General features: G+C 66.3%; 19 protein-coding genes. 6 read left to right on the plus strand and 13 right to left on the minus strand.

The annotated features are described in order from the left end of the window. Positions 1 to 591 precede the first annotated feature (591 nt). The gene (locus CKY51_RS21090) at positions 592 to 1,041 is read right to left on the minus strand and encodes a DUF2147 domain-containing protein (RefSeq protein WP_022973439.1); all 450 of its coding nucleotides are present in this window, start codon (positions 1,039 to 1,041) and stop codon (positions 592 to 594) included. Between the two features lie 312 nt (positions 1,042 to 1,353). After that, positions 1,354 to 1,743, minus strand: a complete 390-nt coding sequence (gene gloA2 / locus CKY51_RS21095; RefSeq protein ID WP_031340349.1) for an SMU1112c/YaeR family gloxylase I-like metalloprotein — start codon at positions 1,741 to 1,743, stop codon at positions 1,354 to 1,356. Between the two features lie 308 nt (positions 1,744 to 2,051). Between gloA2 and mmuP the strand changes: the two genes are divergently transcribed. Both mmuP and mmuM read left to right on the plus strand, forming a co-directional pair. After that, positions 2,052 to 3,446 carry an S-methylmethionine permease gene (mmuP, locus tag CKY51_RS21100; protein ID WP_022973442.1) on the plus strand — a complete coding sequence of 465 codons (1,395 nt, stop codon included), beginning with the start codon at positions 2,052 to 2,054 and terminating at the stop codon, positions 3,444 to 3,446. Beyond that, positions 3,443 to 4,402: a homocysteine S-methyltransferase gene (gene mmuM, locus CKY51_RS21105; RefSeq protein WP_031340351.1), complete on the plus strand. Its 960-nt coding sequence runs from the start codon at positions 3,443 to 3,445 to the stop codon at positions 4,400 to 4,402. Before mmuP ends, mmuM begins: the two co-directional genes overlap by 4 nt. A gap of 6 nt (positions 4,403 to 4,408) precedes the next feature. Here the strand turns inward: mmuM and CKY51_RS21110 are convergent, their stop codons facing one another. From CKY51_RS21110 to CKY51_RS21120, 3 genes are all read right to left on the minus strand, one after another. Further along, positions 4,409 to 6,310, minus strand: a complete 1,902-nt coding sequence (locus CKY51_RS21110) for a DUF885 domain-containing protein (protein WP_022973444.1) — start codon at positions 6,308 to 6,310, stop codon at positions 4,409 to 4,411. 189 nt (positions 6,311 to 6,499) lie between these two features. Beyond that, the gene (locus CKY51_RS21115) at positions 6,500 to 7,276 is read right to left on the minus strand and encodes a queuosine precursor transporter (protein ID WP_022973445.1); all 777 of its coding nucleotides are present in this window, start codon (positions 7,274 to 7,276) and stop codon (positions 6,500 to 6,502) included. Then, positions 7,273 to 7,944, minus strand: a complete 672-nt coding sequence (locus CKY51_RS21120; protein WP_022973446.1) for a DUF502 domain-containing protein — start codon at positions 7,942 to 7,944, stop codon at positions 7,273 to 7,275. The genes CKY51_RS21115 and CKY51_RS21120 overlap by 4 nt, the downstream gene beginning before the upstream one ends. A 254-nt stretch (positions 7,945 to 8,198) precedes the next feature. On the opposite strand from CKY51_RS21120, the gene CKY51_RS21125 reads away from it, so the two are divergent. Further along, complete coding sequence (locus CKY51_RS21125; protein ID WP_022973447.1) at positions 8,199 to 9,503, plus strand: hypothetical protein; 1,305 nt, start codon at positions 8,199 to 8,201, stop codon at positions 9,501 to 9,503. A gap of 159 nt (positions 9,504 to 9,662) precedes the next feature. Here the strand turns inward: CKY51_RS21125 and CKY51_RS21130 are convergent, their stop codons facing one another. Continuing rightward, complete coding sequence (locus CKY51_RS21130) at positions 9,663 to 11,207, minus strand: alginate export family protein (RefSeq protein WP_152249902.1); 1,545 nt, start codon at positions 11,205 to 11,207, stop codon at positions 9,663 to 9,665. Positions 11,208 to 11,811: 604 nt separating this feature from the next. Here CKY51_RS21130 and CKY51_RS21140 point away from each other — a divergent pair. Beyond that, entirely contained in the window at positions 11,812 to 12,174 is a 363-nt protein-coding gene (locus CKY51_RS21140) for a PadR family transcriptional regulator (RefSeq protein ID WP_022973449.1), read from the plus strand. After that, on the plus strand, positions 12,171 to 13,085 hold the full coding sequence (locus CKY51_RS21145) for a sensor domain-containing protein (protein WP_031340353.1): 915 nt from the start codon (positions 12,171 to 12,173) through the stop codon (positions 13,083 to 13,085). The genes CKY51_RS21140 and CKY51_RS21145 overlap by 4 nt, the downstream gene beginning before the upstream one ends. A 364-nt stretch (positions 13,086 to 13,449) precedes the next feature. Here CKY51_RS21145 and CKY51_RS21150 read toward each other — a convergent pair whose 3' ends face one another. Both CKY51_RS21150 and CKY51_RS21155 read right to left on the minus strand, forming a co-directional pair. Beyond that, entirely contained in the window at positions 13,450 to 14,793 is a 1,344-nt protein-coding gene (locus CKY51_RS21150; RefSeq protein WP_211904939.1) for a polyhydroxyalkanoate depolymerase, read from the minus strand. A 140-nt stretch (positions 14,794 to 14,933) separates the two neighbouring features. Then, positions 14,934 to 15,536, minus strand: coding sequence for a methyltransferase (locus CKY51_RS21155; RefSeq protein ID WP_031340358.1), 603 nt, complete (start codon positions 15,534 to 15,536; stop codon positions 14,934 to 14,936). A 73-nt stretch (positions 15,537 to 15,609) separates the two neighbouring features. On the opposite strand from CKY51_RS21155, the gene CKY51_RS21160 reads away from it, so the two are divergent. Further along, the gene (locus tag CKY51_RS21160) at positions 15,610 to 16,056 is read left to right on the plus strand and encodes a CopD family protein (RefSeq protein ID WP_031340359.1); all 447 of its coding nucleotides are present in this window, start codon (positions 15,610 to 15,612) and stop codon (positions 16,054 to 16,056) included. A gap of 429 nt (positions 16,057 to 16,485) precedes the next feature. On the opposite strand, the gene CKY51_RS22860 is transcribed toward CKY51_RS21160, so the two are convergent. The 5 genes from CKY51_RS22860 to dnaE form a co-directional block, all read right to left on the minus strand. Continuing rightward, positions 16,486 to 16,608, minus strand: a complete 123-nt coding sequence (locus CKY51_RS22860) for a hypothetical protein (protein WP_280524720.1) — start codon at positions 16,606 to 16,608, stop codon at positions 16,486 to 16,488. Between the two features lie 88 nt (positions 16,609 to 16,696). Further along, complete coding sequence (locus CKY51_RS21170) at positions 16,697 to 17,227, minus strand: hypothetical protein (protein ID WP_342354116.1); 531 nt, start codon at positions 17,225 to 17,227, stop codon at positions 16,697 to 16,699. Positions 17,228 to 17,230: 3 nt separating this feature from the next. Next, positions 17,231 to 17,986 carry a tetratricopeptide repeat protein gene (locus CKY51_RS21175; protein ID WP_022973455.1) on the minus strand — a complete coding sequence of 252 codons (756 nt, stop codon included), beginning with the start codon at positions 17,984 to 17,986 and terminating at the stop codon, positions 17,231 to 17,233. A gap of 56 nt (positions 17,987 to 18,042) precedes the next feature. Further along, complete coding sequence (locus CKY51_RS21180; protein ID WP_022973456.1) at positions 18,043 to 19,002, minus strand: acetyl-CoA carboxylase carboxyltransferase subunit alpha; 960 nt, start codon at positions 19,000 to 19,002, stop codon at positions 18,043 to 18,045. A gap of 230 nt (positions 19,003 to 19,232) precedes the next feature. After that, positions 19,233 to 22,586 (minus strand): DNA polymerase III subunit alpha (gene dnaE, locus CKY51_RS21185; RefSeq protein WP_152249908.1); only part of this gene is annotated, 3,354 nt, incomplete at its 5' end.

The following is a 22,586-nucleotide window of genomic DNA, read 5'->3' on the forward strand; positions in this document are numbered from 1 at the left end:
GGGACTCGGGACTCGGGACCCGGGAGAGCTTGGGGCCGACGCAGAAGCGCCAAGCAGGACAGCCGGCTAGCGGTGGCCATCGGAGAGCCGAGTTGGCTGGAGCAGCGGTTTCCGGCGCAGGCCGATGCATCAGACCCGTGCGGCCATGCGTGTGGCAAGACGCTGTCCTCGCCTTGCACTGTTCCTGTCTGCCCATCGATCATCCCTTCGATGGGGTGTGATCGATGGGCTGCGAGGCGACAGCGGCGTGGCGCGTGCCTCTGCGCATAGGAAGGCGCTTGGATGCTGTGACAGCGGTTCGCGCTGTGTTCGCTACCACGGACCACGTCGCGGCTGCCGGCAGCGGGCCAGGTGTTCAGACCATGGATGCGCCGCGTGCGCGGGTGAGTACAGCGCGGGGCGGCAGCTGGCTTGCTCGCGATCAGGGGCGCACCCAGCCGCCTCGCTCAAGGGGCCGTGATGAGGCTGCAGATAGCAGAAAGGCGCCCCTACAGGCGCCTTTCTCGCTGGTCGGTGGTTGCCGGGAACATCGCAGTGCCAGGCGAGCGGGCCAGCTCTGGCGTGCCGTCGCCAGCGTTCGACCTTCCTCGCTTACTCGCGAATCCAGGTCTGCGTCCGGCCCAGCGCTTCGATGCCGATATAGCCCCGCATCTGCAGCTTGGTGCCGCCGTCGGTGAGGGTGATCTTGGCCTTGTAGGTCTTGCCCTTGGCCGGGTCCAGCACCGAGCCGCCGTCCCACACGGCGGTACCGTCGGGCTTGAGTCCCCACAAGATGGTCATGCCCTTGATCGGCTTGCCTTTGCGCTCGCCGTCGCACTTGTCGCACATCGGGTTGGGGCCGTTGTTGGACTGCAGGATGTCGACGACCTTGCCGCTCAGGGTGCCATTGGCCGCCTGCTCGATCTGCACCACCGACTTGGGCTTGCCGGTCTCGTCGTCGATGGTCTTCCAGCGGCCGACCGGCGAGTCCGCCGCCTGTGCCAGCATCGATGCGGCCGCCAGCGGCAGGGCCAGGATCAAGGTCTTGAAGGTCTTGCGCATTGGTTCCCCTCCCAGGGCTTTCGGGGCCACCGTCGGCAGCCTGTCCCGGAATGTATACCGTCGGGTATGGTGGCGGGAAGCCAGCTGCCATCGCGCGTTCATCCGATGCCAGCGTGCGGCGAGCAGGCAGTGCCTGAGGAATGCGTGGAGCGCAAGCGGACCCAGCTTGGCGGGGGGGCGGCGTGCGACCAGCCCCACGTTCTGGCGGATGCTGCGCCTGGTGACGTCTGGGTGCCGGTTGTTCTCCGGGCAGGATCAGCAATCTGCCGGCTTGCCGATGTCGACGTGGCAACGCGCGGGTACCGCCGCCCCTCAGCCGGTTTCGTAAAGTTCCAACGGCAGCGCATCCGGATCGGCGAAGAAGGTGAAGCGGCGGCCGGTGTATTCGTCGACGCGAATGGCTTCGGTGACCACGCCCTGGGCATTGAGATGCGCCACTGCGCTGTCGAGGTCTTGCACGCGAAACGCCAGATGGCGCAATCCCTGCGCTTCCGGACGGCTGGGGCGCGCAGGGGCGTTGGGGAACGAGAACAGTTCGATCTGGCCGCCGTCGGGCAGTGCCAGATCCAGCTTCCAGGAATCGCGCGCCTGACGGTAATGCTCGTCCAGCACACGCAGGCCCAGGATCTGGCAGTAGAACTGCTTGGAGCGCGCATAGTCGCTGGCGATGATCGCCACATGGTGGATGCCGGCCAGCATCACGCGGCACTCCGGTGCGTGGCCATGGCAGGCCGGGACGTGCTCGCAGGCGCGGCGACCGTGGTATCCGCGCGCGGCACGCCGATGCAGCGGCGCCGCGCATGCAGCCAATGTATGCAGTGCGGCGGCAGTCGCGCTCTCGTGAACAGGTGCGGATGGCAGGCGTGCGGCATGGCGCGGTCCTGATGGATGGCACGCAAGCATACGCGTGGCAACCTGCTCTGCTTGTCGCGCGTCACAGCTCACCTCCGCATGGCTGTGTTCGCCTGCGTGCGCATGGCAGGATGGGGTGCCGCCGACCACTCTCGCCCATGCCCGACTCCTCGTCCACTCCAACTGCGCAGTTTCAGCGCAGCATGCAGGTGCGTCATCTGGTGATGCTGTCGTTGGGCGGCGTCATCGGCACCGGGCTGTTCTTCAACACCGGCTATATCATCGCCAGCGCCGGTGCGGCCGGTGCGGTGCTGGCCTATCTGATCGGTGCGCTGGTGGTGTATCTGGTGATGCAATGTTTGGGCGAGCTGGCGGTGGCGATGCCGCAGACCGGCGCGTTCCATGTGTATGCCACGCGGTATCTGGGGCCGGCCACCGGCTATGTGGTCGCCTGGTTGTACTGGCTGACCTGGACGGTGGCGTTGGGCTCGAGCCTGACTGCAGCGGCGTTCTGCATGCAGTACTGGTTTCCGCACACGCCGGCCTGGCCGTGGTGCCTGCTGTTCTGCGCGCTGATCTTCGCGCTGAACATGGTGTCGGCCCGCTGGTTCGCCGAGGGCGAGTTCTGGTTCTCGCTGATCAAGGTGCTCGCCATCGTCGCCTTCATCGTGCTCGGGACGGCCGCGGCGCTGGGCCTGCTGCCGCTGGCCGACGGCTCGCCCGCGCCGGGACTGCGTCATCTGCGTGGCGACGGCTGGTTCGCGCACGGCGCCCTGCCGGTATTGATGACCATGGTGGCGGTGAATTTCGCCTTTTCCGGCACCGAATTGATCGGCGTTGCCGCCGGCGAGACCGCGCAACCAGCACGCGCCATCCCGCTGGCCATTCGCACGACGCTGGTGCGGCTGGTGGTGTTGTTCGTCGGCACGGTGATCGTACTGGCCGCCTTGTTGCCCGCCGGGGCGGTGGCGGTAGACACCAGCCCGTTCGTGCGTGCATTTACGCTGCTGGGCCTGCGCTCGGCGGCCGATGTCATGAACGCGGTGATCCTCAGCGCGATCCTGTCGGCGGCCAATTCCGGCTTGTACGCCGCTGCGCGCATGCTGTGGTCCTTGGCCGACGCCGGCACCCTGCCGGCATCGCTTGGCCGCCTGAGTCGACGCGGCATCCCGCTGCGCGCGCTGGTCTTGAGCATGGGCGGCGGCCTGCTGGCGTTGCTGACCGGCGTCTATGCGGCCGACACGGTCTTCGTGGCGATCTCGGCGGTGTCCGGTTTCGCGGTGGTGGTGGTGTGGATGAGCATTTGCGCGTCGCACTACGTGTTCCGCCGGCAAGCGCTGCGCGCGGGGCAGCTGGACCGTCTGGGGTATCGCGCGCCATGGTATCCGTGGACACCGATCCTGGGATTTACCTTATGCCTGCTGGCCTGCATCGGGCTGGCCTTCGATCCGCAACAGCGCATCGCACTGTGGTGCGGTCTCCCGTTCGTGGCGCTGTGCTATGGCGCCTATGCACTGACCCAATGGCGCACGCGCCGGAGCTTGCCGACATGACATTTGCATCCCGCGTTCCGCGCCCTGCGGCACCGTTCGGCGCGTTGCTGCAGCACGATGGCCTGGTGGTGCTCGACGGAGCCTTGGCCACGGAGCTGGAGCAGCGCGGCTGCGACCTGGCGGACCCGCTGTGGTCGGCACGCGTGTTGATGGAGCAGCCGGAGCTGATCTATCACGTCCATCGTGATTACTTCGCGGCCGGTGCGCGCTGTGCGATCACTGCCAGTTATCAGGCCACCCCGCAGGGCTTTGCCGCGCGCGGACTGGATCTGGCGCAATCGCAACAGCTGATTGCCCGCAGTGTTTCGCTGGCGGCGCGCGCGCGTGCCGATCACCTGCAGATGCAGCCCGATGCCGGCCCGCTCTGGGTGGCCGGTTCGGTCGGCCCCTATGGCGCCTATCTGGCCGATGGATCGGAGTACCGTGGCGACTACACACTGCCGCGGGAGCAACTGCAGGCATTCCATCGCCCGCGCATCGCTGCGCTGGCGGCAGCCGGGGTGGATCTGCTGGCCTGCGAGACCTTGCCCTCGGCCGCCGAGATCGTCGCGTTGCGCGAGGTGCTGGAAGAGTTCCCGCAGCTGTGGGCCTGGTTCTCCTTCACCCTGCGCGACGCCGACCATCTCAGCGACGGCACCCCGCTGGCGGAGGTGGTGCCGCGACTGGATGCCTGCCCGCAAGTGCTCGCGGTTGGCGTCAATTGCATCGCGATCGCGCAGGTGACGCCGACACTCCAGCGGCTGGCAGCGCTGACCCGGCTGCCACTGGTCGTCTACCCGAATTCCGGCGAGCACTACGACGCCGCCAGCAAGCGCTGGCACGCGGGCGAGGCGGGTGACTGCCTGGCCGATCACCAGGCGAGCTGGGTGGCCGCAGGCGCCCGGTTGATCGGCGGTTGTTGCCGGACCACGCCGGGCGACATCGCCGCGCTGGCAGCCGCCTGCCAGCCGCGATGAGGCGCCTTATCCCTGCGGGGTTGCTCCCTGCTGGGTGACGATCCAGCGCTGGATCTTTTCCTGCAGGATCTCCAGCGGCACCGAGCCGTCCTTGAGCACCTCGGTGTGGAAGGCGCGCACGTCGAAGCGTGGGCCGAGCGCACGCTGGGCCTGTTCGCGCAGCTGGGCGATCTTCATCTCTCCGACCTTGTAGGACAGGGCCTGGCCAGGAATGGCCATGTAGCGGTCGACTTCCGCCTCGGCCTCCTCGCGCGTCACCGCCGAGTTCTGCAGCATGTAGTCGATGGTCTGTGCGCGCGTCCAGCCCTGGCTGTGCAGACCGGTGTCGGCGACCAGACGGATCGCGCGCCACAGCGCATTCTGCAGATAGCCGTAGTAGTTATAGGGGTCCTGATACAGCCCGAGCTCGCGCCCCAGCGATTCGGCATACAGGCCCCAGCCTTCGATGAAGGCGGTCTCTCCGCCCAGCCGGCGGAACTTGGGCAAGTCGGTCAACTGCTGCTGCAGGCCCAATTGGTAGTGATGGCCAGGGATCGCCTCATGCAGGAACAGGCTTTCCGCTTCCCAACTCTTGCGCGCCGGCAGATCGGTGGTGTTGACGTAGAAGATGCCCGGCGCGTCCTTGCCGGTCGGCCGCATGTAGGCCCCACTGGGCGCGGTCTGCGCGCGCTGCGGCTCGACCGGACGCACTTCCAGTGGCGGCATGCCCTGCGGATCGAACAGCCGTGGCACTGCGGCCTGCACGCGTCCCTGCACACCGCGGTAATTCGCCAGCAGTTCGTCGCCACTGCGGAATACGAAGCGCTTGTCGGTCTGCATGAACTTGTGGAACTTGGGCAGGCTGCCGCGGAACTTGACCTGCTTGGCCACCGTCTGCAATTCGCCCTGCAAGCGTGCGACTTCGTCCAGGCCAATCTGGTGGATCTGCGCCGGGCTCAGGTCCGAGGTGGTGCTCTGGCGGACATCGTAGGCGTACCACGCCGCGCCGTTGGGCAGGGCGGCGAGGCCGTCGCTGTCGCGGCAGGCCGGCAGGTATTCGGTGGCGATGAAGCCGCGCAAGGCGCGGTAGGCCGGCAGGATGCGGTACTCGATCAAGCGCTTGTACTCGGCGGTGATGCGTTGCTTGTCGGCCTCGGGCATCTCGGCGGGCAGATTGCGCACCGGGCTCCAGAACAGGCTTTCCTCGGCAGTGCGGGTGATGATGGCATCCAGCTGCGGCAGCACTTTCTGCATCAGCACCTTCGGCTGCACCACGCCGGCCTGCATGCCGGCGCGCATGTTGGCGATGGCCTGGTCGAACAGGTCGGGAATACCGAGCGCGCGGCGCGACCAGTTGTCGTAGTCCTTGACGGTGTTGAACGGTTGCGCGCCGGTGCCCGAGCCCAGCACCACGGTGATGCTGGCGATGTTGTAGAACTGATTGATCGGCAGCATCCAGCTGGGGAACTGCTCGGCCGCCAGCGCGCTGCGGGCATCGCGCACGAAGATCTGGTAGCTCAGCAGGTCCTGCCCGCTCAAGCCGTCCGGCCCCAGTGCCTCGACCTTGCCCAGCCACTCCACGGTGAAGTCGTGCGATTGCTGGCGGAACGCCGCCGACAGGAAGTTGGGCAACTGGTCGTTGTAGCGGGTCTCGCCCTGGAAGGTCGCCTGCAGCGGGTTGAGCTTGAGCGAGGCATTCCAGTACTGGTCGTACAGCAGGTCGAGTTGCTGCGCCTTGCTCATCACCACCGGTGCCGGCGCGGGGCGCGGCCGCGCCCTGGTCTTGGCCGACCTGCCCGTCTTGCCGCGTGTCTGCGAGGTCTGCGCCTTGCCGGTCTTCTTCTTGGCCGCCTCGGCCGGGGCCGCCAGCGACAGGCTCAACAGGGCAGCGATGGCCAGCGACAGCAGGCGAGAAAAGCTGGGGGGCATTACCGGCTCCGGAAACAAGCGAGCGGGGAGCTTGCCCGATCCGCGCGCCCACGGCCACCCGTCGCTGCGGATCGGGCGCGCTGCAGTTCATGCGTCGATGCTCGGAAAGGCCCACCGCGCAGCATGCTGCAACGCAAAAGCGATGCTGCGTCAGACCTCGCGCAAGCGCATGGTCTCCTGCGAGCCGCCTCAGTCGGCGGCCGCTTCCAGGCGTAATTGCTCGGCGCGCTCTTCGCCCAGGTAGGAGGTGATGGCGCGCCGCATCAGATACAGCAGCGGCAGCAGCAGCACCGCAAAGCCCATCTTGTAGATGTAGTTCACCGTGCTCACCGCCAGGAACTGATCGGTGGACCAGTGCTGGGGACCCAGCACGAAGGCGATATAGATGACCACGAAGCTGTCCACCAACTGCGAGAGCGCGGTGGAGCCGGTCGCGCGCAACCACACATGCTTTTCGCCGGTGGCGCGGCGGATGCGATGGAATACCGCCACGTCGATCAGCTGGCCGACCATGAAGGCGACCAGCGAGCCGCCGATCGTCCATAGCCCCTGGCCGAAGATCGCGGCAAAGGCGGCCTGGTAGTCGGGCACGCCCTGGTTCTGCGCGGCAGTCACCCACCAGGATGCCGGGGCCAGCTCAATGGCAGCGAAGGCGAACGCGAAACCGTAACCGATCAACCCCACCGCCACCCACGAGATGAAGCGCACCCCGCGACTGCCGAAGAACTCATTGATGGTGTCGGTCATGATGAACACCACCGGCCACAGCAGGGTGCCGGCGGTGAAGCTGAGCGAACCGCGTTGGCCGAACAGGTTCCAGTTCAGCGGTGCGATGCCGAGCGTGTCTTCCAGCGCGAAGATCTTGACGCCGATGAATTCGGCCAGCGCGGCGTTGACGCAGAAGAACGCCGCCAGGGCGATAAACAAGCGTACTGCACGATCGTCGAGCGTACGCGTGCTGGTCATCGGTCGGCTGTCCGCGTGAAGGGGACCGAGTCCGGCGCCACTGCGCCGCCGGAGATGATGAAGCTCATCGCCTGGTCCACGCTCCAGTCGGTGGGCGTCAGTAGTTCCACCGGCACGATTTCCAGGTAGCCGGAGGTCGGATTGGGCGTGGTCGGCACATAGACCGCCGCCAGCTCGCGGCCGGTGCCCTGTTCGCGAATGACCCGGGTGACCAGGCCCACCGATTTCATGTCCCGGTGCGGGAAGTCGATCAGCACCACCCGCTGGGTGCTGCCGGGCTGGGTCTGCAGGATGTCCAGCAGCTTGCGCGCGCTGTCGTAGACCACGCTCGCCAGCGGGATGCGCCGCATCACCGCCTCGAACCAGCGCAACAGACGCTGGCCGATCATCCGTCGGCTGAGTACACCGACGAACAGGATCACCGCCACGGTGGCGATCAGCGCAATGGTGTTCTGCACCCACAGCGCCTTGACCCAATCCGAGTAGCCGGGAAAGGACGCGGCGATGCGCTCGGACAGCGGCACGACCCACGGACTGCTGATGCCCGACAACAAGGAGAAGACGAACTTGACCACGACCCAGGTGAGCCAGACCGGCAGCAGCGTGAGCAGGCCGGTCAGGAAGGCCCGTTGCAGGGAAGGGCGATGCGGAGTGGGGGATTCGGACATCGGCCTATTGTAGGCACTCGGCCGCGCTCGGTGCAGCGGGCGTACGCGCAAGGTTCGCGATGGGCGCGCTGGATGCGCCTGCCGACCGACCTGGAGGGCACGACGCCCCACGCGCTGCAGCGGGCAGCGAGGCGGATGGCGCTGCCGGCTGCCGGCTGCCGGTGCGTCGCCTTGGGGTGTCGCGTCCGCCACCCGTGGCCGGGGCGCATCGCACGCTCTAAGATCCGGGCCAGACGCCAAGGAGGGATGCCCGGATGCTGGCCAGGTTGTTGAAGTACGCGGTGCTGGGCTTCTGTGGACTCACCGCGGTCCTGCTCGGACTGTATGCGCTCTCGGCGCACTGGCCGATTCCACAGGCGCAGCGTCAGGCCCTGGCGCAGTTGCGACAACCGCTGCCGCCGCTGGATGGCCCCACCATGTTCGCCGCGCTGTGGTCGCTGCCGTATGTGGTGCCGGCGGCGCAGTGGGAGTCCGTGCTTGCGCTGGATGTGCAGCAATTCAAGCAACTGCCGCCAGCTGCGCCGCCGCTGTGCCAGCTGTCGGGCGATGCATGTCTGCAACGCGTGCGGCAACAGCCGCAGGCCTATGCCGATGCGCTGGCCACCCAGACGCCACGATTGCGTGCCTCGCGCGAGCTGATCCGATACACGCATTACCGCAGCCCGTTCCCGGCAACAGCCAGCGCCCCGTCGGCGCCGTGGCCGCGGGGCGCACTATCGATGACGGCCAACGCGCTGGAGTTCGTGCAGGGCGGCACCGCGCAGGCGCTGATAGGCGTCTGCGGCGATGCTCAAGTCGCACGGGTCCTGCTAGGCAGCGACGATAATCTGGCAATGCCGTCGATCGGCGCCGCCATGCTGCGCGGCAACGCCCAGCTGTTTGCGCAGATGCTGGCCGAATTGCCGGTGGACCACACGGTGCCGGCGCAATGCAGGGCCGCATTTGCGCCGCTGGCGCCGCAAGACATCTCGTTGTGTCGGGCACTGCGTGGCGAATCGCGCTTGGCGTTCTCGAGCCTGCGGCAGGCTGTCGACCAGCAGTCGCGCGCCGGTGGTGGGCATGCGCAGGCCTTGCCCGGTTTGCTGGATCGCGAGCGGACCGAGGCCTTGCTGGCCCCGACCTACACCTGGGCCTGCAGTGCCCAGGTCGAACGCCTGTTGGCGGAGGATGAGGCAATCCCGCCTGCGATGGTGCCGGTGGCGCAGACGCGGTCGCTGGGGTGCATTGCCAATGCAGTCGGTTGCCTATTGGCCGACGTGGCCCGTCCGCCATACGCGCTTGCCCAGCACAAGCGGCAGGACACGGCTGCGGCGGTGCGCACGGTCTCGGCATTGCTGTGGTTGCGTGACCATCCTGCCGAGGCAGTGCCACTCGCGCAGCGGCTTGCTCAACTCCCGCCCGCACTGCGCGGGACTGCTCGCCCGCTGCGGGTCGGCGCGGATGAGCACAGTCTGCGGTTGCAGCAATATGCCCGGTCAGAGCATGCGGACATCGTGTGGCCGCTGCCTGCCAGTCGGCTGGCAGCCGCACCTGGGGGCGTCGCCTTGGGAGTGGATTGAGCGCTGCGCGGTTGGCGAACGCGCGCTCGCACTCGCCGCTGTCGCAGCGTCCGTTCCGTCGACACCCGGAGCGAGCTGCAAGGCGCCGCCGCCATGCGTTCCGCCCGTTGCCCGAGACCGAGCGCGTGTCCACGCCGTGGACGCGCGCTCGGTGGTCACTCAGAAGCGGAAGTTCAACCAGCCCATGACAAAGGTCGAGTCGCCATAGCCGGCCTTGGTCAGCGCCGGACCGGCGATCAGGTGCTCGGCGCGGAAGGTCACCGACCAGTTCGGATCGATCGCCCAGGTTGCGTTGATGCGCGGCATGGTGCCGATGCGGCGTTCGCCAGTGCTCTGCGTGCGCGCGTACGCGCGCGCCTGGTTGTTGTAGATCGCGTCGCTGGTGGTCTGGCGCCACAACGTCTCCCACTCCAGGTTCACGGTGATCTTGGAGGTCGGCGAGAACGTGAAGGTGGGGGCAGCAGTAACCAGGTTGACCGGGCCGAAGAACGTCGCCCAGCTGAAATAGATCGTGTTGCCGTAGAGGAAGTTGTTGTTGCGCAGCGTACCAGTGCCGGACGCGCCGCCACCGCCCGAGGCGATTTCACTGTGGAAGCCCAGGCGCGGCTTCCAGCCGCTTTCGCTCAGCGACCAGGCATTGGAGGTGCTGGCCATGTAGGCGCGCAGGTCGCGGCCGCCATAGCTGCCGCGTTGCACGGTCACGAACGAGTCGGTGCGCAGCTTGCCGACATTGCCCCATAGGCGCAGGCCGTAATAGTTGCGGTTTTCCTCGGCGGTCTGCCGGCCCCACACCTGGTTGTCGTTGCGGAACTGGTAGAAGAACGGTTCCAGATACATCGGCTTGGCGGTCGCCAGGCGATAGCCGCCGACCACGCCGCGGAAATGCCGCGAGCGATCGATGCGATCGTCGCCCAGCCCCTCGGTGCCGTCGATATTGAAGTTGAAGTCGAACACATCCACGCGCGTGCGGTCGCCGATCGCCCAGGCGCGCGCGCCGTTGAAGGTGACGAAGATGTCGGTGTTGTCGCGCAGTGCCATCAGCGTGGTCGGCCCATCGACGAACACCTGGCGGCCGACGCGCACGCCGGTGTCGGCATCGCCGATGCGGCCCTTCACGTCGAAGAACACCTGCTGCAGGATCGCGTTGTTTTCCTGCGTGCCGGTCTTGGTGCCGGCGTTGCGGCCGTCCAGGCTGCCGTGCGCCAGTTCGGTGTACAGGCGGAAGTGTTCGCCCACGTGTAGGTCGGCGCCCAAGAAGACGCGCAGCAGATACTGTTGCTGCGAATGGCTGCCGGGAATCAGGCCAGGGTCGGTGATGGTGTTGCTGCGGACGCGCACCTCGTTGCTCAGCGACAGGTAGACGTCGCCGTCCGCGTTCAACGGGATGTACTTGAGCGGGTCGAACGGGCTCTTGCGCTTGGACGGATCCTTCAGATACGACCAGTCCTCGGCCCAGCGTACCTGCCACATGTTGCCGCCTTGCTTGGCGCCCCAGCCCTGGGCTTCCAGCGGATAGCCGCCGGCATTGGACGCTGCCGCCGGCGCGACTGCTTCCGGACGGGTCTGTTCGGCGTTGGCCGGCGTTGGCGCCGTCTGTGCCGTCGCCAGCAGCGGCAGTGCCAGGCCAATGGCCAGGCACAACTGGCGCGGGACGCCAAACGAGCTTTCCGTCGAAGACGGCCGTGCCAAACGCGTAAATCGCATCTTTGCTTACCCTAGTGAGAGTGGTGGGATGCCACCTGTGACTGCTTTATCGGCACCGAAGCGTCCCGACTGTAGTGGACCCTCGCCGCAAAGGGAGTAACCCAAAGGTTCTAAGCACATGAACACTGCGACGGTTGCCGCATGCGGACGCGAGTGCGCGTAGAGGTGCAATCACTCCGCGGCCGGGCGTTATCGAGGCGCCCGCAAGACGTTGCGACGACGCGGGTAGCGCTGTCGTCGCATCAAAATCGCCGCATGGCGATAGCGCTCGCCAGCGCACGCTTGCATCTGCCAACACGCGTCGTTGCATCAGCCGGTGCCGGGCAGCGCATCTGCGCGCTCGAGCTCCATCTCACAGTGATCGAGCCCGGTCCCGGAACGATGAGCTCCGAGTTCCGAGCATGAGTTCCCGAGTCCCGGCTCCCGAGTTCCGAATCCCCGTTCTCCGTTCTCCGTTCTCCGTTTCCCGAGTCCCGAGTCCCGAGTCCCGAGTCCCGAGTCCCGAGTCCCGAGTCCCGAGTCCCGGACCCTGCCCCATGACCTCCAGCACATCCACTATCTCGAACTCCGCAATAGCATTCTCTTCAACCTAGCGGAGAGGCCCATGGACGCACTCGATGCCCAGTTACGCAAATTCCAGAAGGAGCTGAGCGCTGGCACGGTCTCGCTGGCCCTGCTGGCGGTGCTGGCGCAGGCCGAGGTGCCGTTGTACGGCTACTTGATCGCCAAGCGCCTGGAGCGCTTTGACGGCGTGCTGAGCGGCAAGCAGAGCGCGCTGTACCCGGTCCTGCGCAACCTCGAGGCGGCCGGGCTGCTGCTCAGCCATGTCGAGCCGTCGGCGGCCGGGCCGCCGCGGCGCTACTACCGCATCACTGCGACCGGGCGCGACTGCCTGCGCGACTGGACCGCTGCCTGGCGCGCCACCCGGGATTCCGTCGACTCAGTTTTGGAAGGGAGAGATCCATGACGACTACTACGCAGGCACGGCCGTTGCCGACCACCATTCCCGCCTATCTGGCGCAACTGCGCCAGGCCCTGGCCGGGGCCGACCCGGCGCTGGTCCAGGATGCGCTCTACGACGCGGAGGAGTATCTGCGCGCCGAGCTGGCCGAGCACAGCGGCAAGAGCGAGGCGGAGGTGATTGCTGCCGTGGCGGGCAGCTACGGCGCGCCGGACGAGGTGGCCGAGATCTATCGCGACACCGAGGTCACCGTGAGTCGCGCGTTGCGGCCACCGTTGCCGCCGCGGCGGCGCTCGTGGCTGGGGCGCTTCTTTGGTGTGGCCGCTGATTCGCGCACCTACGGCGCGTTGTTCTACATGCTGCTGTCGCTGGTCACCGGCGTGTTCTATTTCACCTGGGTGGTGACCGGCATCAGCTTGTCCGCCGGCTTGTTGATCCTGATCATCGGCGTTCCGTTGCTGGTGCTGTTCTTCGGCTCGGTGCGCGTACTGTCGCTGGTCGAAGGCCGGGTCGTGGAGACCTTGCTGGGCATGCGCATGCCGCGCCGGCCGGCACACCCTGGCCCGCGCGAGGGCTGGCTGCAGCGGATCGGTGCGATGTTCAGCGATGTTCGTACCTGGAGTACCTTGCTGTACTTCATGTTGATGCTGCCGCTGGGGACGCTGTATTTCAGCGTCTTTATCACCTTGCTCGCACTGTCGCTGGGTTTGGCGGCATCGCCGCTGGCGCTGCTGTGGCCAAACGACCAGCTCACGTTGAGCCTGGGGACCATGGACGTGACCTCGCCGTTGGCGATGTTGCCGATATGTGCAACCGGCATCCTGTTGCTGTTCCTCACCCTGCATCTGGCGCGCGGATTCGGCCATGTGCACGGACTGCTGGCCAAGCACCTATTGGTCGTCAGCGGCAAGGAATGAGCCATGCGCGTGCGGGCGATCGGCCATATACATCGTCCGCGCGCGATGAAGTCACTGCAGAGCGGAAGCGGCCAGCGCCGCACCCATCGCGATGCCCACCTGGTGCAACTGTGTTTTGGGTGAGCAGCAGTCACCAACATGGCAGCGATGCAGCATTGCCCGAATCAGTTGCGCTCACCTCCGCACACCGCGTGGCATCGTCGCGGTACGCGCGGTGCATCGCAGCGGGTGCTGCGATGTGTGTTCGGAGATGAGGCTTGCCGTCTGAGCCTGCGGCGCAGGACTGCCGCGATCGTTTTTCGCGGGCGGCAATGCGGGGGACGGAGCGTGTCGGCGCGGTCCACGTAGACCGCGCCGACACCGATCAGCCGCGCTTGCCGCGCTTGCGCAGCGGCGTCACGGTCGCCGGGTCGCGGCTGCCAACTGGATCGGCGTCGTAGCGGGCGATGAATTCGCGGACTTGCGGATAGACCACTTCGCGCCAGCGGCGACCGCTGAAGATGCCGTAGTGGCCGGCACCTTCGACCACCAGGTGGCGACGATGGGCAGCGTCAATGCCGGTGCACAGGTCATGCACCGCCTCGGTCTGACCAAGGCCGGCGATATCGTCCAGTTCGCCCTCGATGCTCAGCAGGGCGGTGTTGCGGATCGCCGAGGGCGTGACCAGTTGTCCGTCCACGCGCCACTTGCCTTGCGGCAGCAGGAACTCCTGAAACACCACGCGCACCGTGTCCAGGTAATACTCGGCCGGCATGTCGAGCACGGCGTTGTATTCGTCGTAGAAGCGACGATGCGCCTGCGCGTCCTGCAGGTCGCCCTTGACCAGGTTGGTGTAGAAGTCCCAGTGCGACATCAGGTGCCGATTGGGGTTCATCGACAGGAAACCAGCGTGCTGCAGGAAGCCCGGATATACCTGGCGGCCATGGCCCGGATATGGGAACGGCACGGTGTGGATCAGGTTGTTCTGGAACCACTCGATCCCGTTCTCGGTGGCCAGGTTGTTGACCTGGGTCGGACTGCGGCGCGCATCGATCGGACCACCCATCATCACCAGCGAACGCGGGGTGGGTTCGTCATTGGCGGCCATCAACGACACTGCGGCCAGCACCGGGACTGTCGGCTGGCACACGCTCACCACGTGCAGGCGATCGGCGCCGATATGGCGGATGAATTCCTGGATATAGGCGATGTAGTCTTCCAGGCGGAACGCACCGGCTTCCAGTGGCACCATGCGCGCATCCACCCAGTCGGTCACGTAGACCTTGTGGTTGCGCAGCAGCGTGCGCACGGTGTCGCGCAGCAGCGTGGCGTGGTGACCGGACAGCGGCGCCACCACCAGCACGGCCGGCTGCTGCTTCATCGTGCCGATCAATTCGACATGGTCGCTGAAACGCTTGAAGCGCAGCAGGCGGCAGAACGGCTTGCTCAACACTTCGCGTTCGATGATGGGCAACGAATGCCCGTCGACTTCGACGTCGTCCAGTGCCCACGCCGGCTTTTCGTATTCCTTGCCCAGGCGATGGAACAGCTCGTTGCCCGCAGCCATGCGTTCGGCACCGGGCAGCGAGGCCCACAGGCTGTCGGGGTCGGAAAACATCTTGGCGTTGGCCTGGGCCTGATGCACCCAAGGGGCCAGCAGGTTGCGGGTCAGCTCATGCAGTTGATAAAGCATTCCACCCATCCGTGCGGTTTTGCTGCCGCGCAGCATACCGGTTTTGGCGCATTTGCACCTTAATGGGGCCGGCCAGGGTGGAGTCGGTCAGGCGAACCGTGCTAGGCGTCCGGTTCGGTCCGGTCGCAGCGGCCACTGGTGTACCGACCTCGGCCATCGCACGCCGTGATGCCCGTTCAGCTGCGTTCCAGCGCGGCCGCGTCACCGGCCAACTGCGGGGACAGCCAGCAGTGCGACCCAAGTGCGGCGAAGCCGACGCTGCTCAGGCGGCGCCGGTACCAGCGCGCCGGTCGCGCCTGGAAGCCTTCATGGTCGCCCTCGAAGGCGTCTTCCCGGGCAAAGGTCTCCAGGAAGGCCACGCCGCCGCACAACTCAGCCAGGCCCGGCAAGCCCTGGTTGAATTCGCGCGTGGGCAGGTAATGCAGCACGTCGGCGCAGATCAGCAGATCCACTGGCGCGCAGGGGCGCAACCAGGCGAAGTCGCCGAAGCGGGCAGGGTGGATCTGCCGGCTGCGTCCATAGCGCTGCACGCTATACGCGCTGCTGTCGAAACCCAGGTAACTGATGCGTGGACGCAGTGCCAGCAGCGGCGCCCGCCAGGCGGCTTCGCCGCAGCCGATGTCCAGCACGCTGCGGATCGGGCGCTCCAGGTAGTACTCCGCCTGCGCCACTGCCAGTGCGACCTTGCGTCGCAGGCGTGCCGGGTCGGCGAGCCCGGCGTGGCGATACCAGCGTTGAAAATAGGCGGCGTCGTACTGCTTGGCATCGGATGTGGGCATGCAACTGCGTGCCATCGTGCACGCGAATCGGGGAAACTACCGATCATCCTACGCGAGCCAGCGGAGCCAGCGCATGACCTTGTACCTGTGGATCAAGACCTTCCACCTGCTGTTCGTCATCGCCTGGATGGCGGCGGTGTTCTACCTGCCGCGGATCCTGGTCAACATCGCCGAGGCCGGCGACGATGCCGGCGTGCGTGCGCGGCTGGTGCTGATGGGGCGGCGGCTGTATGGCTTCGGCCACAGCATGCTGGGCCTGGCGCTGTTGTTGGGGGCGGTGTTGTGGCAAGGCTTCCGCGTCATCCCGGATTTTCCGACCATGGTCGCGGGCGGTTGGTTGCACGCCAAGCTGGCGGCGGTCGCCCTGATCCTGGCGCACTACATCGTGTCCGGCCGCTGGGTCAAAGGCGTCGAACAGGGGCGTGCCGTGCCCAGTGGCCGGGCGTTGCGTTGGTTCAACGAATTGCCGGTCATCCTGCTGGTGGCGGTGATCTGGCTGGTACTGGCCAAGCCGTTCTGAGCGCATGCGCCCGCGATGCCTGCGCGGTTCGGTCGCGCAGGCGCGGGATGCGGCTTCTGCTCATCGACGCATGCCATTCCGCCATGGCCGATGATGGCTGGCTCACGCTTGAATCAAGCCGCGCCGCAGAGCAGCGTCGGTTCGAATGCCGTGTGAGTCGTCAGGCCACGGAGCCTCGCCTTGGACAAGCTTGGCGTCATAGTTCAGGTTCGCTTGGACTGCGTAGATCGCAGCGAATCCGTCGCCTACCGCTCTCCCGAACCTGCCGAGGCCTACGAGCGCAAAGATGCATGCCAAGGCAATGGCCAGAGGCGCGTCAACGATGGCCTGACGCCAGAGCCCTACTCCAGGAAAGAGAACGGCCGCAGCAAGAAGGCAGGCTAGTTGAAGTTGTTTCCTCTTTCGGCAGCACTCAGGGAGCGACGTTCGTCAGATCGGCGCCACCGTCTTCGCGATCACCTTGAAGCGCTTCTTGCCTTTATCCGACACGTCCAGGCGATCGATGCGATCTTCCTGCATCGCGAGTGTCACTGTTTCAGCGGCTGTCGGCATGGGGGGATGAATGCCATGAGGGGTGTACGGGCCTGTTGCGAGGAGATCCAGTCAATCTGATGACTGACGCACGCGGCAGGTGCCGCGGCTATGCGCCTGTCTTCGGTTGCTTGAGGTACAACTCCAGATAGCGTTTCTGGTGTCCGGCAAATCCCCGCTTGCCATACAAGGCATGGATTTTCCCGAACACGGCACAGGCACGCGTTTCATCGCCGAGCTGGAGCATCGCTTCCCCCTCGGTCATCAACACCTGATGGTCCTGATGATCTGGATCGTCGTACATCAGCGCCATGACCTTGATCCATTTGCAGGCGTTGTCCTTGTCGTTGAGATCGACATAGTCCTGGACAAAGGAGCTGGACAGGCTTTGCGGGTAATAATCCCAGCCCTGCTTGGGCTCGGGAATCAGGTCCCAGGCCTGCAAGCCCAATGCGAGCGATTCCGCCAGGGCGCCATCGCGGAATTTCTGTGCGGACAGTTCCAGCAGGGCATCGATCTGGCCCCGCAGCGGTTGCTCGATCTCAGGCTTTCTCTGCATGCTGGTGATTCCGATTGCATGACGGTTTGTGCCGATGCAAGACGCGCCGCGTCTGTCGGCGCCGACGATCGCATCGGGCATCGATCAGGCGCCGGCGTCCAGTTCGCTCAGCCCTTTGCGCGCCTGCGAGATCCAGTCGCGTTGTTCGCGCTGGTAATGCTTGGGCGAGGCGGCTGCGTGCCGCAGCACCTGCTCGTAGCCGGCGCGTGCCTCGGCAATGCGTCCGGCCCGCTGCAGCAACTGCGCGTAGCGCACGCGGGCTTCCTCGCCCGGATAGCTTTGCGCCAAGGCTTCGTATTCGTGCAGGGCATCCTCGATGCTGCCGCTGTCCTCGACCGCGCGCGCGTACAGCAGGTGGCCGTCGTGCGAGCGAAAGTTGGGATGCGCGGCGATCAGGCGGTCGAGCGTCTGCTTTGTCTCGGCTGGCTGGCCGAGACCGTATTGCGCCTGCGCCAGGCCCAGCAGCAGGATGGGATCGTCGCGATACAGGCCGCGCAGCGCGCCCTGGTAGGTCGCCTCCGCACCCGCATAGTCGCCACGCGCCAACTGTGCTTCCGCCAGCTGGCGACGGTTTTCGGGCGTGTCGGCCACGTCGAGCTGACGCGAGGCATCGCGTTGTTCACGCTGCGGGTCCAGTCGCTGGCGCACCCGACGGATGCCGCGGCGGGCGCCGGGGTCGTTGCGCAGGTCCGGAATCACCGCGACCACCACGTAGATCAGCACGGCCAGGTAGGAGAACGCCAGCAGGATGAACAGCCAGTACAGTGGGCGACCGCTGCGGACCACATGAACGCAGCAGGCCGCCTGCAACACCAGCGACAGCAACAGCAAAGGACTCATCGAGGCGGACTCCGTTCCTTCCGTGGATCAGTGGCTGCGAACGACCAGAGTGGGGTTCAGCGGCCTTCGTAGGCGCCGTAGCTGCGCAGGCGTTCATAGCGCTGCTGCAACAAGGTCTCCAGCGGCACCTTCTCCAGCGCGTCGAGCTCGTTGAGCAGCACGGCCTTGAGCCGCTTGCCCATCTGCTGCGGATTGCGATGGGCGCCACCGGTGGGCTCGCGGACGACCTTGTCGACCAGGCCGAGATCCTTCAGGCGGCGGGCGGTCAGTCCCAGTTGTTCGGCGGCGTCCTTGGCCTTGCCGGCGTCCTTCCACAGGATCGAGGCGCAGCCTTCCGGCGAGATCACCGAATAGGTGCCGTACTCCAGCATCAGGGTGCGGTCGCCCACACCGATCGCCAGCGCGCCGCCGGAGCCGCCTTCGCCGATCACCGTGCAGATCACCGGCACCTTCAGCTCGGCCATCTCCAGCAGGTTGCGGGCGATGGCCTCGGACTGGCCACGCTCCTCGGCACCCACGCCCGGGTAGGCACCGGGGGTGTCGATGAAGGTCAGCAGCGGCAGCCGGAAGCGCTCGGCCAGCTTCATCAGCCGCAGCGCCTTGCGGTAGCCCTCCGGGCGCGGCATGCCGAAGTTGCGCGCGACCTTGCTCTTGGTGTCGCGGCCCTTCTGATGGCCGATGATCACCACCGGACGACCATCGATGCGGCCAAGGCCACCGACGATGGCCTTGTCGTCGGCAAATGCACGATCGCCTGCCAGCTCCTGGAACTCGTCGCACAGTACGCCGATGTAGTCGAGCGTGTACGGGCGCTGGGGGTGCCGCGCCAACTGCGAGACCTGCCACGCCGACAGGTCGCGGAAGATCTGCCCGGTACGCACGCGCAGCTTGTCGCGCAGCGCGCGGACCTCAGCGTCCACATTGACCGCAGGGCCGGTACTGGCCTTGCGCAGTTCCTGGATCTTGGCTTCCAGATCGGCGATGGGTTGCTCGAAGTCGAGATAGTTGGAGTTCATGCAGGGCCGTCGTCAACGTAAGGCGGGAAGTGTAGCCGAAGCGATGCGCTCGGCCCGTACGGGGGAGTTGGGAAGGGCGGGGGCTGGGACTTAGGGGACTCGGAACTCGGGACCCGGCTCCCGGAAAAGCCAAGGCCAGCGCCAAGGCGTCCCTATTGCGGTCGGGATTCCGCTTCTGCTGTTGCTCTACCGGGTCCCGGGTCCCGGGTCCCGAACCCCGGAACCCGGCTTCACGCCCATGGCGGGCTGTACTTCACCTTCACCGTCCGTACCGCCGGATCGCCACGTAGCGCGTCCAGCAGTTGCGCGTCCACGCGCACCGAATGGCTGCCGTTGACGTCGAGCATGCCGGCCACGCCGCCCTGCGACGATGCCAGCAACAAGTCCAGCCGCAGCGACGTCCGCCCTGGGCGGTGGCGGGCCAGCAAGCCGTCGATGCGGGACCATGCGTTGCGCTGGCGCAGATCCAGCCGCAGCGACAGTCGCTGGGCGTGGTCGGCACAGATCTGTTCGTAATCCCAGCACTGACGGATCCGAAGGCTGTAGCCGCCGTTGAATTCGTCTTCGCGTAGGCCGCCCTTGACGATGAGGATGCGGTCGCGCGTGAGCAGGTGGCCGAACTCGGCCATGGCGTCGGAGAACGCGCTGCATTCGACCCGGCCGCGGCCGTCCTCCAGCTGCACGAACACCTGGCTGTCGCCCTTGCGGCGCACCCCGACCACCTGGCCGGCCAGAATGGCGCTGACTTCCGGCCGCCAGGCGCGCTTCTCGCCATCGCCACCACCACCGCCGCGTTGCTGGGAAGCCAGGATCTTGTCGAGCGCACCGAGGTCGCAACCCACCAGCTCGCGGACTTCCTCGCGGTGCGGATCGAACGGATGTCCGCTGAGGTAGAAGCCCAGCGTCTCGCGCTCGCCGCTCAGCAGCTGGCCCAGCGGCCATTCCTTGCTTTCCGGCAGGTCCAGCTGCATCGCCGGCGTGGCCGGGTCTGGGCCGCCGAACAGCGAGTTCTGCCCCGACGCCCGTTCGCGCGCCATTTGCTCGGTGGCCTTCATCACCTCCGGCAACTGCAGCATCAGCGAGGCGCGGTTCTTGCCCAGGCCATCCATCGCGCCGGCGTTGATCATCGCTTCGAGCGTGCGCCGATTGAGCTTGGCGGTGCCCACGCGGGTGCAAAAATCCAGGAGCGAGGTATAGGGGCCGTTGCGCAGCCGCTCTTCGACGATGGCCTCGCAGGCCCCTTGGCCGACGCCCTTGATCGCACCCAGGCCGTACTGGATGGTGTCGGCGTTGGCGGCCTCGAACATATAGGCCGATGCATTCACGCGCGGCGGCAGCACGGTCAGGCCGAGGTTGCGCACCTCGTCCAGGAAGCCGACCACCTTGTCGGTGTTGTCCATGTCCGAAGACAGGGTCGCGGCCATGAACTCGGCCGGATAGTGGCGCTTGAGCCAGGCGGTCTGGTAACTGACCAGCGCGTACGCGGCGGCGTGCGACTTGTTGAAGCCGTAGCCGGCGAACTTCTCCATCAGGTCGAAGATTTCGTCGGCCTTGGCCGCGCTCACGCCGCCCTTGGCCGCACCTTCGCGGAAGATCTCGCGGTGCTTGGCCATTTCGGCCGGCACCTTCTTGCCCATCGCGCGGCGCAGCAGGTCGGCGCCGCCCAGCGAATAATCGCCGACGATCTGCGCCATCTGCATCACCTGCTCCTGATACACCATGATGCCGTAGGTGTCTTTCAGGATCGCTTCGGTGCGCGGATCGGGATAGATGATCTCCTGCTGGCCGTGTTTACGCGCGTTGAAGTCCGGGATCAGGTCCATCGGGCCAGGGCGGTATAGCGACACCAGCGCGATCAGATCCTCGAAGCGGTCGGGGCGCGCATCCTTCAACAGGCGGCGCATGCCGGAGGATTCGAACTGGAACACCGCACCGGTATTGCCGGAGGCGAACACGTCCTTGTAGGTCGGCACGTCGTCGAGCGGGAGGGCAGTGATGTCCACCGGGTCGATGTTGGCGCGCGCATGCCGCACGTTGATCGCCTTGACCGCCCAATCGATGATGGTCAGCGTGCGCAGGCCGAGGAAGTCGAACTTCACCAGGCCAACTTCTTCGACGTCGTTCTTGTCGAATTGGGTGACTGGGTTCTTGCCGCGGCCGCCCTCGTCGTGTTCGGCGAACAGCGGGCAGAACTCGCTCAGCGGCTCGGGCGCGATCACCACGCCACCGGCGTGCTTGCCGGCGTTGCGGGTGAGATCCTCGAGCTGGCGCGCCAGATCCATCAGGTCGCGGACGTCGTCCTCGACCTGATAGCGCTGGATCAGCTCCGGCGCGGCCATTTCGCTGTCCTTGCCTTCGCCCATCGCATCCTTCAGCGTGATGCCCAGGATGTTGGGGATCAGCTTGGCGACGCTGTCGACCAGGCCATACGGGAAACCGAGCACGCGCCCGGCGTCGCGCACCACCGCCTTGGCGGCCATGGTGCCGTAGGTGATGATCTGGCTGACGCGTTCGCGCCCGTACTTGCGCGCCACGTAGTCGATGACTTCGTCGCGCCGGTCCATGCAGAAGTCGATGTCGAAGTCGGGCATCGACACGCGCTCTGGATTGAGGAAGCGCTCGAACAGCAAGTTGTAAGGCAACGGGTCCAGATCGGTGATCTGCAGCGCCCACGCCACCAGCGAACCGGCACCGGAACCGCGGCCCGGACCGATCGGAATGCCCTGGCTCTTCCCCCACTGGATGAAGTCGGCCACGATCAGGAAGTAGCCGGGAAAGCCCATCTTGATGATGGTGTCGAGCTCGAACTCCAGGCGCTCGAAATAGTCTTCGCGGCTCTTGCCCGGCGCCAGCGGATTCTTCTGCAGACGTTCTTCCAGGCCTTCGCGCGATTGCTTGCGGATCCAGGTGTCCAGGGTCTCGTCGTCGGGCACTGGATACTGCGGCAGGAAGTAGGTGCCCAGGCGCATTTCGATATTGCAGCGCTTGGCCAGTTCCAGCGTGTTGTCGATCGCATCGGGGATGTCGGCGAACAGCGCGCACATCTCCTCGGGCGATTTCATGTACTGCTCGCGGCTGTAGTCGCGCGGGCGCTTGGGGTCGTCGAGCACGCGCCCGGAGGCGATGCAGACGCGCGCCTCGTGGGCGTCGAAATCCTGCGCATGCAGGAAGCGCACGTCGTTGCTGGCGATCACCGGCAGACCACGCACGCCGGCGGCATGCAGGGCGAACTGGTTGAAGGCTTCCTCGCCTTCGCGGCCGGTGCGGGTCAGCTCCAGATGCAGGCCGTCACCGAATACGCGCTGCCAGTCGGCCAGTTGCTGCTCGGCCAGATCCGGCCGGCCTTCGCCCAACAACCGCCCGGCCAGACTCTCACGGCCGGCGAGCGCGAACAGGTTGGCGTGGCCGCTCTGCAGCCATTCCGGATGGATCGCCACGCCGCCTTCGGGGCGGTGGCCTTCCATCCAGGCACGGGTGAGCAGGCGCGACAGGCTCAGGTAGCCCTCGCGGTCGCGGCACAGCAGGGTCATGCGCCACGGCGTCATGTCCGGCGTGGCGATCATCACGTCGGCACCGGCGATCGG

The sequence above is a fragment of the Xanthomonas maliensis genome (assembly GCF_009192945.1).
GTDB classification, from domain to species: Bacteria; Pseudomonadota; Gammaproteobacteria; order Xanthomonadales; family Xanthomonadaceae; genus Xanthomonas; species Xanthomonas maliensis.